This is a genomic window from Streptomyces sp. 6-11-2, from assembly GCF_006540305.1.
Lineage (GTDB): Bacteria > Actinomycetota > Actinomycetes > Streptomycetales > Streptomycetaceae > Streptomyces.
The window spans coordinates 498,420-514,531 of sequence record NZ_BJOR01000001.1 but is presented as its reverse complement, the minus strand read 5'-3'; the positions used below and the strand labels follow the sequence as shown (position 1 = coordinate 514,531).

The 16,112-nt window shown below is 69.6% G+C and carries 9 protein-coding genes; 5 read left to right on the top strand and 4 right to left on the bottom strand.

The annotated features are described in order from the left end of the window. Positions 1-19: 19 nt before the first annotated feature. A complete protein-coding gene (locus tag TNCT6_RS02365) occupies positions 20-499 on the bottom strand; it encodes a carboxymuconolactone decarboxylase family protein (RefSeq protein WP_141356058.1) in 480 nt (159 codons plus the stop codon). A gap of 136 nt (positions 500-635) precedes the next feature. Between TNCT6_RS02365 and TNCT6_RS02360 the strand changes: the two genes are divergently transcribed. Next, positions 636-1,625 carry a pirin family protein gene (locus TNCT6_RS02360; RefSeq protein ID WP_141356056.1) on the top strand — a complete coding sequence of 330 codons (990 nt, stop codon included), beginning with the start codon at positions 636-638 and terminating at the stop codon, positions 1,623-1,625. Between the two features lie 40 nt (positions 1,626-1,665). Further along, positions 1,666-2,004, top strand: a complete 339-nt coding sequence (locus TNCT6_RS02355) for a GNAT family N-acetyltransferase (RefSeq protein WP_141356054.1) — start codon at positions 1,666-1,668, stop codon at positions 2,002-2,004. A 96-nt stretch (positions 2,005-2,100) separates the two neighbouring features. Here TNCT6_RS02355 and TNCT6_RS02350 read toward each other — a convergent pair whose 3' ends face one another. Both TNCT6_RS02350 and TNCT6_RS02345 read right to left on the bottom strand, forming a co-directional pair. Further along, positions 2,101-6,135 (bottom strand): ThuA domain-containing protein, encoded by a 4,035-nt coding sequence (locus TNCT6_RS02350; protein WP_141356052.1) that lies wholly within the window; start codon positions 6,133-6,135, stop codon positions 2,101-2,103. Between the two features lie 282 nt (positions 6,136-6,417). Next, a complete protein-coding gene (locus TNCT6_RS02345) occupies positions 6,418-7,440 on the bottom strand; it encodes a multicopper oxidase domain-containing protein (protein ID WP_141356050.1) in 1,023 nt (340 codons plus the stop codon). Positions 7,441-8,003: 563 nt separating this feature from the next. Between TNCT6_RS02345 and TNCT6_RS02340 the strand changes: the two genes are divergently transcribed. From TNCT6_RS02340 to TNCT6_RS02330, 3 genes are all read left to right on the top strand, one after another. After that, positions 8,004-10,121: an OmpL47-type beta-barrel domain-containing protein gene (locus tag TNCT6_RS02340; RefSeq protein ID WP_373996231.1), complete on the top strand. Its 2,118-nt coding sequence runs from the start codon at positions 8,004-8,006 to the stop codon at positions 10,119-10,121. Between the two features lie 259 nt (positions 10,122-10,380). Beyond that, on the top strand, positions 10,381-11,562 hold the full coding sequence (locus TNCT6_RS02335) for an ROK family protein (protein ID WP_141356046.1): 1,182 nt from the start codon (positions 10,381-10,383) through the stop codon (positions 11,560-11,562). 229 nt (positions 11,563-11,791) lie between these two features. After that, positions 11,792-12,979 carry a helix-turn-helix domain-containing protein gene (locus TNCT6_RS02330; RefSeq protein WP_141356044.1) on the top strand — a complete coding sequence of 396 codons (1,188 nt, stop codon included), beginning with the start codon at positions 11,792-11,794 and terminating at the stop codon, positions 12,977-12,979. 81 nt (positions 12,980-13,060) lie between these two features. Here the strand turns inward: TNCT6_RS02330 and TNCT6_RS02325 are convergent, their stop codons facing one another. Continuing rightward, complete coding sequence (locus TNCT6_RS02325) at positions 13,061-16,087, bottom strand: M36 family metallopeptidase (RefSeq protein ID WP_172632777.1); 3,027 nt, start codon at positions 16,085-16,087, stop codon at positions 13,061-13,063. Positions 16,088-16,112: the final 25 nt, after the last annotated feature.

Genomic DNA, 16,112 nt, shown 5'->3' with positions numbered 1-16,112 from the left:
CGCCCCGTCCAGGGGCCGTCTACTGCGGCCGCACCGGATGCCTGCTCATGATCGAGACCCGGTTGAACGCGTTGATGGTGACCGCCGCCCAGATCACGGCGGAGATCTGGTCGTCGGTGAGCACCTCGCGGGCCGTGTCGTACGCGGCCTCCTGAAGCGCCGCGTCACCGGGGTCGGTGGTCGCCTCCGCGAGCGCGAGCGCCGCGCGCTCGTCGGGGGTGAACAGCTCGGTGTCCCGCCAGGCCGCCAGCACCCCGATCCGCTGTGTGGTCTCGCCCGCCCGCACGGCCGCCCTGGTGTGTACGTTGAGGCAGTAGGCGCAGCCGTTGATCTGCGACACACGCAGGTTGACCAGTTCCACGAGCGTCCGGTCGAGCCCCGCCTCGGCGGCGACCGTACGGACCGCTTCCGCGGTCTGGACGAGCGCGCGGTAGGCAGTGGGGCTCTGCTTGTCGATGAAGATCCGCCGGTCCGCGGACTCCGTCGTGTGGGTGCTCAACCTGGGACTCCTCCGGGGCCTGTGCGGCTCCCTTGTCGTGTGGTGTGTCGTGTCGTGTGTACCTGCCGGTGTCGCCGACCTATTATCGCGGCATGATAGTTGAATGTAAAACGATTCTTGGGAGAGGCGGTCCACGGTGAGCAACGCCGAGACGAAACCCATGGAAGTGCGGTGCGGCGGGCCGGCGGACGGCGAGCGGCCGACCGAGGCGGCCCGGGTCGACGTCCTGACCGCGCGGGACGTGCCCCTCGGCGGCCCCCGGGCGATGACCGTGCGGCGGACCCTGCCGCAGCGCACCCGGACCCTGATCGGCGCCTGGTGCTTCGCCGATCACTACGGCCCCGACGACGTCTCGGTGACGGGCGGCATGGACGTCGCCCCGCATCCGCACACCGGGCTCCAGACGGTGAGCTGGCTGTTCAGCGGGGAGATCGAGCACCGGGACAGCCTGGGCAGCCACGCCTACGTACGACCCGGCGAGCTGAACCTCATGACCGGCGGGTACGGCATCTGCCACTCGGAGGTCTCCACCCCGCGGACCACCGTCCTGCACGGAGTCCAGCTGTGGGTGGCGCTGCCGGGGGAGCACCGCGACGCCGCACGGGACTTCCAGCACTACGTACCCGAGCCCGCGCGGATCGACCGGGCCGAGATCAGGGTCTTCCTGGGCTCCCTGGCCGGCCACGCCTCCCCGGTGCGGACCTTCACGCCCCTGCTCGGCGCCGAGATCGTCCTCCAGCCGCGCGCTGCCCTCACGCTCGCCGTGGACCCCGGCTTCGAGCACGGCCTCCTGGTCGACCAGGGAGAGGTACGCCTGGCCGGCACCCTGGTGGCTCCCGCGGAGATGGGCTACGCCCATCCGGGCGTCGACGCGCTGACGCTGACGAACGAGTCGGACGACATCGCACGGACGGTCCTGCTCGGCGGAACCCCGTTCGAGGAGGAGATCGTCATGTGGTGGAACTTCATCGGGCGCAGCCACGAGGACATCGCCAAGGCCCGTGACGCATGGCAGAACTCCTCCGATCGCTTCGGCGTGGTCGAGGGGTACCCGGGAGACCGGCTTCCCGCCCCCGCACTGCCGAACGCCGTCATCACGCCGCGCAGGAATCCACCGCGCCACTGATCCGTTCGACGTGTCACCGACCCCAGACGAGAGGCATCCGATGAGCCAGCCCTCCACCGCTGCGACCGTCCAGCGGGCGGACGCGAAGCACCGCTACGAAATCCTGGTCGACGGCAAGCGCGCCGGACTGACCGCCTACCGCGACCGCGGTGAACAGCGCGTCTTCCACCACACCGAGATCGACGACGCCTTCGCCGGACAGGGCCTCGCCTCCCAGCTGGTCCAGGAGGCGCTCACCGACGTACGCGAGTCCGGAAAGCGGATCGTGCCCGTCTGTCCGTACGTGGCCAAGTTCCTGAAGAGGCACGAGGAGTTCGCCGACATCACCGACCCCGTGACCCCCGACGTCCTGCAGTGGCTGGACACCCAGCTGGGCTGACCGCTCGCACGCTTCGAACCGGCCGACGCGGAAGCGGGAAAAGGAAGAGCCGGGCCCGGGGCGACCGCCCCGAGCCCGGCTCCTTCTACTGTCCGGCTACAGGCTTCGTACCCGGATGTTGCGGAACTCGGTCAGATCGGTGTTGCTGTGGTTCTGCAGCCCGATGTACCCGCTGAGGAACTGACGCAGGTCCGTGGGCGGGTCACCCGCACGGGACGACGACTTGCCGGGCGTGTTGTCGAACTCGTTGATCACCACGCCGTTGCGGATGATCGTGTAGTGCTGCCCGACCGCACGCACCTCGTAGTCGTTCCACTGGCCCTTCGGGGTCACCCCCGCCTTGTCCAGGCCGAGCGGTTTGAAGTTGTAGACGGAACCGGTCTTCTGGACCTCGCCCGTGGCCCCGTCGTAGATCTGGATCTCATGGCCGCAGTAGATCGCGACCCACTCGGGGGCGGTACGGGCCGAGCCCACCGTCCCGCAACTGCCGGCCGGGCGCTCCGCCAGCGGTGTCCGCGGGTCCGGGAACCGGACGAAGACTCCGCTGTTGGTGTTGGCGGTACCCGGAGCCACGTCCCGGAACTGGAGCCTGACCGAGAAGTCCTTCAACTCCTCCTTGGCGTACCACAGCATGCCCATGCCGCCGGTGCTGCGCATGGTGCCGTCAGGCTGGACCGAGAACGAACCCGCACCCGCCTGCCGCCAGTCGGACAGACTCGCCGCGGTTCCGTCGAAGATGGACTTGTACCCGGCGACCTTGCCGATCTCGGACTTCGCCGCCGCCTTGCTGATCGCCGCCGACTCCTGGTTGTCGAGGACGCCCTCCTTGCGGAGGTCGTTGACCACGGAGTTGACGTGGCTGACGAACTCGCCGTGGTTCGACCAGGAGGCCTCGTCGTCGATCAGGTCGTTGACGGTGCAGCCGCCTCCGGCCTTGTGGTTGGTGACGCCCGTGTCGGTGTCCAGCAGCTGGACGGTCGGCCGGGCGTCGGGAGCCGGGCAGCCGGCCTTGGCGTCGAGCGTCGCGGTGGCCTTCTCGCCGTTGGCGTAGGTGACCGTCAGCTTCGCGTGGTACGTGCCGTAGTCGGCGTACGTGTGCGTCGGGTTGGCCTCGTGCGAGGGCTTGCTGCCGTCGCCGAAGTCCCACTCCCAGGCCACACCGCCGGTCTTGGCGCTGGAGAACGCCACCGCCTTCGGCTTGCTCTGGGTGATGACCCGCGCCCCCGCGTCCTGCGGCTTCGGGGTGGCCGGGCCGCCCTGGTAGGAGATGCGGATGAGCTTCTGGTTGTTGTGCAGGCTGAAGAAGCCGCCCGCGTAGTCGAGCATGTACAGGGCACCGTCGGGACCGAACTTGGCATCCATCCAGCTCTGCAGCTGGGTGGCGCCGCTGCCGGGCGCGATGATGCTGCGCACGTCCTCACCGAAGGCCGGCGCGCCCTGGTCCTTGATGTGGTCGGGGTCGAGGGTCACCGCGACCCGGTTGTTGGCGTTGGACTCGTCACCGATGAACCACTTGTCCTCCCAGTACGCCGGCCAGGCGACACCGCTCTTGGTGTCCACCTGGGAGCGGTGGTAGGTCGGACCGGACATGATGGCCTGGCCGCCGCCCTTGAGGTACGGCTGGGTGTAGGTGGCCTCGCTGTCGACGTAGCTGGGGACGCCGCTGCCGTCGGAGCGCTCGGGGAAGACCGGCCCGCCGCCCTGGGGCGAGTACCAGATCATGTTGTCGCGGGCCGGCGGGATGTCCACCAGGCCGGTGTTGCGCGGCGACTCGTTCTTGAGGTGGTCGCAGTCGTACCAGCCGGTGAGGACGCTGGCGTCGGTGCTGCTGCGGTCACGGTAGGGCTGCCGGTTGCCCATGCAGTACGGCCAGCCCTGGTTGCCCGCGGAGGTGATGACCGTGGCCGTCTCGTACTTGGCCGGGCCCAGCTCCGGGTTGGAGGCTCCCGCGTCCGGACCGACCCAGCCGGCGTTCAGCCAGTTGTGCACCGGGTCGATGGAGAGCCGCGCGATGTTGCGGACACCCATCACGTAGATCTCCGGGCGGGTCTTGGCCGTGCCCGGCGCGAAGAGGTTGCCCTTGGGGATGGTGTAGGTGCCGTCGGACTCGGGGTGGATGCGGATGATCTTGCCGTTGAGGTCGTTGGTGTTGCCGGAGGTGCGGCGCGCGTCCTGGAAGGAGACGCCCTTGTAGTCCTGGGTCCAGTTGTTACCGGAGTAGCCGCTGGAGCCCTCGGAGGAGTTGTTGTCGCCGGAGCCGATGTAGAGGTTGCCGTCCTTGTCGAAGGACATGCCGCCACCGGCGTGGCAGCAGCTGTGGATCTGGGTGTCCCAGTGCAGCAGGTCCTTGCGGGTGCCCTGGTCGATGGACTCGGACGCGAAGTCGTAGGTCAGCCGGGAGACCGTCCGCTGGCCGATCCGCTTGTCGCGGTCGATCGACTCGTGCGGCATCCAGTAGATGTAGATCCACCCGTTCTTCTCGAACTTCGGGTCGAGGGTGATGCCGACGAGGCCCTCTTCGTTCTTGACCAGTTCGCTACCGCTGCCCCGGTTGCCCATCACGTCGAGCGTGGTGAGCAGCTTGACCTTCTGGGTCTTGGGGTCCCACTGGTGGATGGTGCCGCAGCCCAGGCCGACCTTGGGGTCGTTCCAGTCGGCGATCGGGCCGGACGGGCAGGCGGCCTTGCCGATGTAGAAGGCCTTGCCGTCGGGGGCCATGGTGAGACCGTGCGGCTCACCGATCTGGTCGAGCTGCCCCGCCTGGTTCTGGGCCGTCAGCCGCTCGGTCTTGTAGTTGGAGGCGATGGTCGCCTGGCAGTCGCCGCGGACCATACCGGTGGTCCACTGGATGGCGCCGAGGAGGTGGCTCTGGAACTTCGTGTCGGTGGTGTAGCTCTCCTCGGTGCGGCCCATGCCGGTGTAGAAGGACCGGCCGCCGTCGTAGTCACGGCACCACGAGATCGGGTGGAACGCGCCGTTGGAGCCTGCTCCCGGCTTGTACTTCCACTCCTCGACCTGGGCGATGGTGTGGACCTTGCCGACCGGGTTCGGGTCCCAGTTGATCCACTGGTCGGAGCGGGTCCAGTTGAGCGGCAGGCCCTCGTTGGCCGGGTGCTGGCGGTCCGTCACGTCGACCACGGCCTGCTGGACCTTGGAGGCCTGCGGAGGCGTCGGGTTGGCGTTGAACAGCCGCAGCTCGGCCAGCTGGGTCAGCGGCTCACCGCTGTTCGCGGTGATGTCCAGCCGGTAGTGCTGGTAGGCCTGTGTGTTGGTGAACTGGAACTGCCTGGTCTGGAACCGCGACGGGAAGGTCTCGCCGCTCCGGGTGTCCAGGGTCGTCCAGTTCTGGCCGTCCTGCGAACCCTGGAGCTTCCAGTCCTTCGGGTCCCGCCCCTGGTAGTCGTTGGCGGAGGTCAGAGCGTAGTTGACCACCGCGACCGGCTTGTCCAGCTTCATGGTGACCCAGGCGGTCGGCGTACGGGCCAGCCACTTGGTGTCGTCCTTGCCGTCGAACAGCTTGTCCTTGGTCTCGCTCGGCGGGTTGTCCGAGTTGACCGCGCTCTCGACGACCTTCTCGGCGTCGGGCAGGCCCAGGGCGGGCCGGGTGCCGATCAGCCCGGTGAACCAGGAGGAGTCGGACTGCGCCCGGGCGGCGTCGTGGACACCGACGAAGCCGCCGCCGTTCTTGATGTACGACTGGAACGCGGATTCCTGGTCGGCGTTGAGGGTCACGCCGTCGGCCGACAGGAACACCACCCCTCGGTACTTGGCGAGGCTCGCGGTGGTGAACACACCCGCGTCCTCGGACTCGACGACCTTGAACCCGTTCTTCTCGCCGAGGTTCCCGATCGCCGCCGCGGCCTTCTTCACGGGGTCGTCCTGCTTGGCGGCCGGTCCGTGGAAGACCAGGACGTTCACCTGGCTCTCGGCGCCGGCGTCCTGGGCGGTCCCGGACGGCGGCTGTGCGTTCGCCTCCACGGCCGGCAGCGTGGCAAGTCCCACGGTCAGCGCGGCGCTGGACAGCAGGACGACGGCGCGGCGCCAGGACCACGCGTGACCAGAGGCCCGCGCGGGACGCGACGGCGGCGCTCCGCTTCGTCGTGAGAGGGCGAACCGGTCTCTCTTGCCCATGCTTGCTCCTTGACTCGATCCGACAACGGAAGAGTGATCAGGGGATGGAGCGAGGGCTGCCGCGGACGCCTCACCCGGCGTGCGCCGGGTGAGGCGGATCTCGGCGGGCGGTCACGATGCCCGGGAAGGACGGGTGCCGGAGGGACGAGGACAGGTTCGCCTCAGGTCCTTGCGGGTGAGGACCGGCCGGCGGCAGTCGTACACGCCCGTCGGACCGTCAGGTGGTACGACGGGCGTGGCTTGGGGGGCGGAGCCCGGATCGAGGGCGCCGCCACTGCCTTTCTAGTGGTGGTGCATGCCGTCGGCGGCCGAGCCGTCGGCCTCGGCCATGTGGTGGGGCATGCCGCCGGGGACCGAGCCGTCGGCCTCGGTCACGAGGAACACACCGGCCATGCCCATGTCCGAGTGGCTCTGGACGTGGCAGTGGTACATCCAGGCGCCCGCGCCGACCCGGTCACCCGCGATCACCTGGAATCCGAAGGAGTCCGCCGGGCCGACCGTCTTGGTGTCGATGACCCGGCTCACGTCTTGCGGACCCTGGAGGATACCGGTGCGGTTGTCCACCCAGCGGTGGCCGTGGATGTGCCAGGTGTGGAAGAAGTCCCCGTGTGTGATCACGATGAACTCCACTCGCTCACCGCGGACGGCCTTGAAGGTGGGCGCGTCGTGGGCGCCCCGGTTGTTGATCGTCATGTCGTTGAACACGACCGTGAACTGCTTGTCGGGCAGCACGTCGCCCTTGCGGCGCACGATCACGGGGCCGTAGAGGCCCTTTTTGATGCCGCCCGTGCCGTGCTCGGTCCCCACGTTGTGATCGTGATAGTGCCAGTAGCCGGCGCTGCCGGCCTCCCATGTCCCGCCCTGGTTCGACGGGGCGTGGGTGCGCCAGACGTAGGTTCGCCGGCCGCCCGGCTCGACGACGCTGTCGTTCATCCTTGTGCCGTCGCTGGCGACGTCGTAGTCCAGGCCGTGCACGTGCAGACTCGCGGCGACGTCCAGGTTGTTGACGACCTCGATGTTCATCGTGTCGCCCTCGGTCAGCTCGATGAGCGGGCCGGGGATCGTCGCCTCGCCCGGCTTCAGGCCGTAGCCCATTTCCCCGTTCGGCAGCTTCTCCATGTACAGGGTCAGGTTGCGGACGGTGCCCTTGTTGTTTCCCTGGCCGTTCCCCTCCACCGGCTTGTCCTTCGGGGCGGCGGCGGTCGCGGTGATGCCGAGCACCGTGGGTACGACTGCGGCAGCGGCTGCCCCGGTGGCGAAGGCCCGCCGGGAGAAGCGTCTCGTACCTGCGCCTGAGTCGGTCATCGTTCTCCAATCCTCTGAACGCGTGCGGGCCCGAAGGCGTCGCGTGGTGGTGATGTGAGCCGCCGCCGACGGCAGCCGTCCCGTCAGGGCGGTGGGCGGTGGTGCGCGGGGCTTCAGGCCCGTGGGGCAGGCGGGCGGTCGTCGGATCGGACTCCGGTGGCAGCCGTCCGGCCTGGCTCGATGTGCCGGATACGGCGGGAATCGGGACGGCTGGGCGAACGGGATTCGCCTCGGGACCGCCTCACCGTAGCGGGCGCCCCTCCAGTTTTTCCAGACTCAGGTCAAAGTTGGTTGGATTGTGGCCATAGACCTTGGCGAGTAGTCAAAAGCCCGGTAGCTTCCCAACGTTGCCGCACTTTGAGAGAGGTTGGGTCCGGGAGACCACCCCCTCGACGCGCTCATCCCGGCGGCTGGACATCCACTAGACGGGACCGCGAGTCCCTGCGCGGTGCCGCACAAGCGAATTCGCGAAAGGTGCAGCGGTGTTCAGAAGACTGCTCCATGCCAAGACGGATCCGCCCCTCTCAAGATCAGCGCCACGCAACCGATTCCGCGCACATCCGGTGCTGGTGGCGCTGGTGGCCGTCGCCCTCGCGGCCTTCTCGCTGGCCGTGCCGGCCGCGTACGCGGCGGCGAGCCGCGGGTCCGAGAAGGCGGCGAACCAGGTGCTCACCTGGACGGCCGGCGACGACTACACGAAGTACGCGTCGGCCCCCACCACCGCGGTGGCCGGACCGACGACGATCGTGTTCGAGAACAGCGCGGCGACCGGTAACACCACCGGAATGCCCCACACGTTGACGTTCGACGTCTCGAACTCCGACTACAACAACGACGTCAGCCTCAACATCTTCGCGAGCCCCTTCGATTCCAACGGGGGCAAGTACACGGCCGAAGTCAACCTCAAGCCCGGCGTGTACCGCTACTTCTGCGCGATGCCGGGCCACCAGTCGATGACGGGCGAGCTCGTCGTCACCCCCGCAGCCGGCGGCGACACCACCGCGCCGGAGACGTCGGCGACGGTGTCGGGGACGAAGGATGCTTCCGGTAACTACGTGGGCAGTGCGACGGTGACGGTGTCCGCGTCCGATGCTGAGTCGGGTGTGGCGAAGGTCGAGTATTCGCTGGACGGTGCGGCCTATGCGGCTTATTCGGCGCCGGTTGAGGTGAGCCAGGTCGGTGCGCATACGTTGTCGTATCGGGCGTCGGACAAGGCGGGGAACACGTCGGCTGTGAAGTCGGTGGAGTTCACCGTGGTGGCGGCTGTTCCGGAGGACAGGACGCCGCCGGAGACGTCGGCGACGGTGTCGGGGACGAAGGATGCTTCCGGTAACTACGTGGGCAGTGCGACGGTGACGGTGTCCGCGTCCGATGCTGAGTCGGGTGTGGCGAAGGTCGAGTATTCGCTGGACGGTGCGGCCTATGCGGCTTATTCGGCGCCGGTTGAGGTGAGCCAGGTCGGTGCGCATACGTTGTCGTATCGGGCGTCGGACAAGGCGGGGAACACGTCGGCTGTGAAGTCGGTGGAGTTCACCGTGGTGGCGGCTGTTCCGGAGGACAGGACGCCGCCGGAGACGTCGGCGACGGTGTCGGGGACGAAGGATGCTTCCGGTAACTACGTGGGCAGTGCGACGGTGACGGTGTCCGCGTCCGATGCTGAGTCGGGTGTGGCGAAGGTCGAGTATTCGCTGGACGGTGCGGCCTATGCGGCTTATTCGGCGCCGGTTGAGGTGAGCCAGGTCGGTGCGCATACGTTGTCGTATCGGGCGTCGGACAAGGCGGGGAACACGTCGGCTGTGAAGTCGGTGGAGTTCACCGTGGTGGCGGCTGTTCCGGAGGACAGGACGCCGCCGGAGACGTCGGCGACGGTGTCGGGGACGAAGGATGCTTCCGGTAACTACGTGGGCAGTGCGACGGTGACGGTGTCCGCGTCCGATGCTGAGTCGGGTGTGGCGAAGGTCGAGTATTCGCTGGACGGTGCGGCCTATGCGGCTTATTCGGCGCCGGTTCAGGTGAGCCAGGTCGGTGCGCATACGTTGTCGTATCGGGCGTCGGACAAGGCGGGGAACACGTCGGCTGTGAAGTCGGTGCAGTTCACCGTGGTGGCGGCTGTTCCGGAGGACAAGACGCCGCCGGAGACGTCGGCGACCGTGTCCGGGACGAAGGACGCCTCCGGCAACTACGTGGGCAGCGCGACGGTGACGGTGTCCGCCTCGGACGCCGGGTCCGGAGTGGCCAGGATCGAGTACTCCCTCGACGGCGGCCCCTACCTCCAGTACTCGGCGCCGGTGGTGATCGACAGGGCCGGTAGCCATGCCTTCCTCTACCGGGCCACCGACAAGGCCGGCAACACGTCCACGCCGAAATCGTTGTCCCTCACCGTCGTCGACAGTGAGCCGCCGACCGACTGTCCGGAAAGGGACGACCGGGCCACCGTGTTCGTCGGTTCGATCAACACCGGTGTTCCCAACCGCGTCACGGCCGACGGCTGCACGATCAACGAGCTGATCGAGGACAACCGGGCCTGGGAGAACCATGGCACGTTCGTCTCCCACGTCGGAAAGGTCGTCCAGACGCTGCGGGACGAGGGTGTCATCGACCAGCGGGAGGCCGCCGAGATCAAGAAGGCGGCGGGTCAGTCCGACGTCGGCAAGCCCAACCGCGGGCCCTCCGGCGCGTGAGTCACGGCCGGGGCGGTGACACCGCCTGAGCCGTGAGCCCTGGCGGGCCGCTTCAGCGGCCCGCCAGGGCACCCTCCGGCGGCGGGTCCATGAAGCTGTCGCGCACGGCTTTGTCCATCCGCAGATGAAAGTTCCACTCGTTGGTGCACAAGTTTCTTTCATCGGCGGCGGCTCGGTGCTACGGTCCTTTCCAAAGTCGTGCCCCCCAAGTGCCGGGCATGCGAACGGTTCTTGCCATGACGGGGGCGGCGTGAGGTCTATGACGGCTCGACCGGCCAATCTTCATCAGGCCCGGCTGCTCCGCCTCCTGCGCGACCTCGGCCCGCAGTCCCGGGTCGCCCTGGGGGAGCAGGTCGAGCTGTCGCGTTCCAAGCTCGCCTTCGAGATCGACCGGCTACTGGAGACCGGCCTGGTCGTGCAGGACGGCCTCGCCGCCTCCCGCGGTGGCCGCCGCTCGCACAACGTCCGGATCGCCCCGTCGCTGCGGTTCCTCGGCGTGGACATCGGCGCCACCTCCGTCGACGTCGCGGTCACCAACGCCGAGTTGGACGTCCTCGGCCACGTGGCCGAGACACTGGACGTGCGGGAAGGCCCGGTCGCGGTCTTCGAGCGGGTGCTCGCCCTGGCCGGCAAGCTGCGCGAGGCGGGGCTGGCGGAACACTTCGACGGCGCCGGGATCGGCGTGCCGGGACCCGTCCGGTTCCCCGAGGGTGTCCCCGTCGCGCCGCCGATCATGCCCGGCTGGGACGGCTTCCCCGTCCGGGAGGCGATGAGCCAGGAGCTGGGCTGCCCCGTCCTCGTCGACAACGACGTGAACCTGATGGCCCTGGGCGAGCAGCAGGCCGGCGTCGCCCGGTCCGTAGGCGACTTCCTGTGCGTGAAGCTCGGAACCGGCATCGGCTGCGGCATCGTCGTCGGCGGCGAGGTGTATCGCGGTGTCACCGGCAGCGCCGGCGACATCGGTCACATCCAGGCGGACCCGGAGGGGCCGCGGTGCGCCTGCGGGAACATCGGTTGCCTGGAGGCGTACTTCGGCGGCAGCGCCCTCGTCCGCGACGCGACCGCGCTCGCCCAGTCCGGCCGCTCGACGGAACTGGCCGGACGGCTCGAAGCGGCCAGGAGGCTGACCCCCGAGGACGTGTCGGCCGCCGCCGGTGCCGGGGACGCCGCGTCCCTGGACCTGATCCGCCAGGGCGGACGACGAACCGGTCAGGTCATCGCCGGTCTGGTCAGCTTCTTCAACCCCGGCCTCGTGGTCATCGGGGGAGGCCTGACCGGACTGGGCCACAACCTCCTGGCGAGCATCCGCACCCAGGTCTACCGGCAGTCCCTGCCGTTGGCGACCGGCAACCTGCCGATCGTCCTCGGCGAGCTCGGCCAGGTCGCCGGCGTCGTCGGCGCCACTCGGCTGATCAGCGACCACGTCTTCTCACCCGCCTGATCCCCGCACGGCCGGATCCTCGCGGCCGGAGCGTTCGCCGTTCTCCCTGACGTGGTGCGCGGGCACGAGCCCGTAGCCCGTGCGGGGGAGGCGGGAGCGCGATACATGGCCGCCCGCACTCTGGCGCGAGTGGACGGTGACACGTCAAGATCTCTTCCCCGGCGGCTCCGTCGGCCCGGAGCCGGTACCGGTGAGGGCCGGTGCACGCCCGGAGGAGGAGAGGAGCGACATGTACGAGACCGCCAGTCTCGACTCTGTGGAAGTACGTGCGTACCGCAGCCTGGTCAGGGTGCCGGAGGCGACGCCGTCCCAGCTCGCCCGCCGTCTCGGTCTGTCCGGGCGGGAGGCGGCCAGGCTCCTCGTCACGCTGGAGGCCAAGGGGCTGGTGAGCCGCGCCGAGGGTTCGGCACACCGCTTCCGGGCGTCGCCGCCGGATCTGGCGCTCGGCCCGCTGCTGCTGAGCCGGCAGCAGGAGTTGCAGGCCGCGCAGTCGGTGATGGCGGAGCTCACCGAGGAGTACCGCAGCCAGACCCGGCGCCGGGGCTCGGTCGAGACGGTCGAGACGGTGACCGGGGCACAGGCGATGGCCCGGACGTTCGACCAGCTTCAGCGCGGCGCCCGGGACGAGATCCTGGCGCTGTGCAAGCCACCGAACGTGGCGGTGCCGTCCCGCGGCAACGACACCCAACTGGATGTCCTGGCCTCGGGGGTGACGTACCGTGCGGTCTACGAGTCGTCGGCGCTCGAGATGCCGCCCGAGGTGTACCGGATCCGCGAGTTCGTCGAATGCGGGGAACAGGCTCGGGTCGCCGCGGAGGTCCCGGTGAAGATGGTGGTCGCCGACCGGCAACTGGCCATGCTGGTCTCTCCGTTCGCGGGCGCGGGCGCCTTGGAGGCGGGCGTCCCGACCGGCGATCCGACGGTCGGCCCGGCAGACGCTTCGACCGGAGACCCGACCGGCTTCCCGACCGGAGACCCGACCGGAGCCCCGACAGGCGACGCGGCTGGCGACGCGGCTGGCGATCCGCCTGTCCAACCGCCGCCCGCCCCCGCCGCCAGGCCGTCCGTCATCCCCGGCGCCGAGCCCGCGCCTGAGCCGTCCGCCGTCCTGGTCCGCCCAGGCGCACTGCTCGACGCCCTGATCGCCTTCTTCGAGAGCCTGTGGGCGGGCGCCTCCCCGCTGGTGCTCACCGAGGACGGGCTGGTCGGCGCGGCGGTATCCGACCGGACCCCTCCGCCGGAGGACCTGCTCCTGCTGTCGCTGCTGCTCACCGGACTGACGGACACCGCCATCGCCGGCCAGCTGGGCACGAGCCTGCGCACCGTCCAGCGCCGCATCCGCGACCTGATCGAGTTCGCCGGGGTCCGCACCCGGATGCAACTGGCCTGGGAGGCCTCCCACCGCGGCTGGCTGTAGTGCCCGTCGCGCCGGGGCCCCGGGATCAGCCGGTGCCACCCGGGGCGGCTCCGGTGCGGACGCACCGGAGCCGCCGGCGGGTCACTTCTCGAAGACCTGGAACTCCGAGGCCCGGACGTTGAACGCCGCCGTGGAACCGGTGGCACAGTCCGTCACGTTGTTCGGGTCATTGTCCTGCTTGCCCGCGTAGGCGGGGTTGCCCACGCACTGGTTGGTGATCGCCTCGATGCGCAGGTCGGTGGCCGTGGTCGCCGGGATGTCGAAGCTGCGCATGAGCAGGTCCGGTGCCGCCGGACGCGGCTTCGGCGCGTCGAAGGCGTTCGCCGGGCTGAGATAGACGACGTGGAACTGCTTGGGCTGGGAGCAGTCGACGGTCGCGGTGCGGGTGCAGGCCGAGACCTCGAACTGGCGCAGCGCCGAGAAGCGGCTCTGACTGCCCGTGTCGCCGCCCGGGTCCTTGCTGTCGGTCGGCCGGTTGACGGCGCTGACCTGGATGCGGCGGACCTTGGTCGGGCCGTCGACGGCAAGGTGGACGTAGACGCCCTTGCCGGTCACCGAAGTGCCGGTCTTGTCACCGACGTACGCCCAGTTGGTGCCCTCGTCGTCGTCGATGAGCTTCGCCGCGTTGTACCCGTCGCCGGTCGCGGTGGCGCCGGCCGCCGCCGAGGCGAGGTTGGGCTGCATCTTCACCTTGACGGTCTGCTTGGAGGCGTCGTCGACCTGGAAGTCGAACCGCGTCAGGCCGTAGCCCGGGGCGACCGCGATCGCGTCGTAGTGGCCCTTGGTGAACAGCGCCTTGTTGCCGAGGTCGGGCGCGGTACCGGCGATCGGCGTGGTCCGGGCGCTGAACCGGCCTATGTAGATCCGGGCGTTGGGGATCTCGTCCCCGCCGTTGACGACCTTGAAGGTGATGTTGCCGTTGGCGCCGGTCGGGGTGGCGAAGTCCGCGTGCGGCCGGGTGTCGCTGGTCGAGGTGGCGGTGGCGTCGATGCCCATGCCGCGCTTGGCGAACGCGGCCCACATGACGTCGAGGTCGGCGCCGTGGTAACGGATCTTGTCCGCGGCGAGCATCGCGTCACGCGCGTCGATCATGGTGATCTTGCCCGTGCCCATCAGCAGGTACGAGTCGAACATCAGCTGGATCCAGCGCCGGCCGCCACCGCAGGCGTCGACCGAGGTCTTACCGGCCGCGCACGAGGCGAGCACCTTCTGGGACGGCTCGCCGTACTTCCCGACGAGCGCCTGACGCACCTCGTACTGCACGGCGTTCCAGATCTCGCCGTCGGAGTGCACCTCCGCCCCGCCCATGTCGTAGCCGAAGTTGGAGTAGTTGAGGGGGCTGCGGTCGATCGCGAAGTTGCGGATGCCGCGCTCGTTGTTGTCCGTCACGTACGGGCCGACCACCCACGGGTCCACCCCGTCCGGGACCGCGCCGGTCTCGATCAGCCGCTCGGTGGCGACCAGGTCGCTCCAGGACTCGCCCATCGAGCCGCCGTGCGTACCGGAGATGCCGGAGGTGCCGCCGCCGATCATGCGGTTGGTGATGGCGTGGGTGTACTCGTGGCCGATGACGGAGGCGTCGAAGTCACCGTCGGCGCACCGCCCGTAGAAGGCGCCGGCCAGCGGCTGCCACAGGTACATGTTGGTCAGGGCCACGCCGCCGTCGGCGCCGGTGCTCTGATTGGCGTTGTTGCGGGTGCTGGGGTTGCTGCCGCCGGAGCGGGCCACGCCCATCTCCGGGTCGCCGCCCTTGCCGCCCAAGTCGTAGTTGTCGTGCTGCATGTTCCAGGTCTTCTCGGTGAACCCGAGCTGGTACGAGAAGTCGTGCATCACGTTGTGCTGGGCGAACAGGTTGCCGATCGCCGCGTCGCGGTCCGGCTTCGCGGGGTCGGTCAGCACCTTCGGGTCGCAGCCGCTGGCGTGCCAGGCGTCGGTGTAGGAGTAGTCGTAGACCCGGTCGGCCCGCACGTCCGGGGCGATGCCGAGCCAGTTGCGCCCGGTGGCCGTCAGACCGTCGCTGGCGAAGGCGTTGGAGCCCAGCGTGGTGCCCAGCTTGTAGGAGGTGCCGTAGGTACCGCCGCCCTCACCGGAGGCGATGTCCCAGGCGTGGTGCGGAGTGCCCGGGGCGGAGTCGCTCATCACGCGGTCGCAGCCGGGGGCGGCCACCCAGCACCAGGTCTCGCGGGTGTCGGTGGACGAGTCGTCCAGTGGGGGAGAGAAGGGGAAGACCTTCCACTGCGGATTGCCGTCGTGGCCGTCCGCGACGCCGTCCTCGACCAGGGACCGGCGGGCCAGCACCTCGCCGGTGCGGGCGTCGACGACGCTGTCGTACAGCTCCGGCTCCTCGCCGGCCGTACCGGCCTGCACCTGGTAGGCCGAGCGCACGGTGCCGTCGGGGTCGGCGATCACGACGGGGCGCACGATCTGCTGTCCGGACAGGCCCGAGGCCTCGAACTTCCGCCATTTGTCGGCGCTGTCCGCCGCGGTCAGCTTGCCGGGCGCCATCCCCACATCGGCCAGCGCGGCCTTGATCGCGTCCTGCTCCGACAGGGTCGCCGCCTTCGGTGCGCCGGTGACCGGTGCCAGTGCGCCGGTGACGCTGACCACGGTGCCGTCGACCACACCCACGGAGACCTGGCCGTCCCGGCCGAACGGCTTGCCGTCCACCTCCTGGGCGAGCAGCACCGCGGCGCCCTTGCCGATCGGGGTGCTCGACACCAGCTTGAGGTCGTCGACCTGGTCGGCCGGGATGCCGAACAGGCCCGCGTTGGCCTTCAGGTAGGCTCGGGCGGTCTGCTCGGGCTTGGCCGGCAGCCCCTTCGCCAGGGCGGTGCCGTCGCCCTCCGGCACGACCGTGGTCGGGGTGCCGTACCGGCTCCAGCTCACCCGGGCGCCGGCCTTGGTGGCCGCGCCTCTTGCCTTGCTCGACGGGGCTCTGTGGGCCCCGGGGAGGTCCTTGTCGGCCTTTCCGTGGCGGTGGGCGCCGGGTGTGCCCGCGCCGGAGTCCGACGACCGCGGCTGAGCCGGGCCTGGGTCCGCACCGGCGGACGGTGTCTGGATCACCGCGACGATGCACGCCGTGGCCACCGCCAGGACGGTCCGCCGCACACGTGTGGAGCGTGTGGAGTATGTG

Coding starts and splice junctions, on each gene's coding strand:
- TNCT6_RS02345 (WP_141356050.1), bottom strand. CDS start 7,440: ATGACCGACTCAGGCGCAGGTACGAGACGCTTCTCCCGGCGGGCCTTC.
- TNCT6_RS02355 (WP_141356054.1), top strand. CDS start 1,666: ATGAGCCAGCCCTCCACCGCTGCGACCGTCCAGCGGGCGGACGCGAAG.
- TNCT6_RS02330 (WP_141356044.1), top strand. CDS start 11,792: ATGTACGAGACCGCCAGTCTCGACTCTGTGGAAGTACGTGCGTACCGC.
- TNCT6_RS02350 (WP_141356052.1), bottom strand. CDS start 6,135: ATGGGCAAGAGAGACCGGTTCGCCCTCTCACGACGAAGCGGAGCGCCG.
- TNCT6_RS02335 (WP_141356046.1), top strand. CDS start 10,381: ATGACGGCTCGACCGGCCAATCTTCATCAGGCCCGGCTGCTCCGCCTC.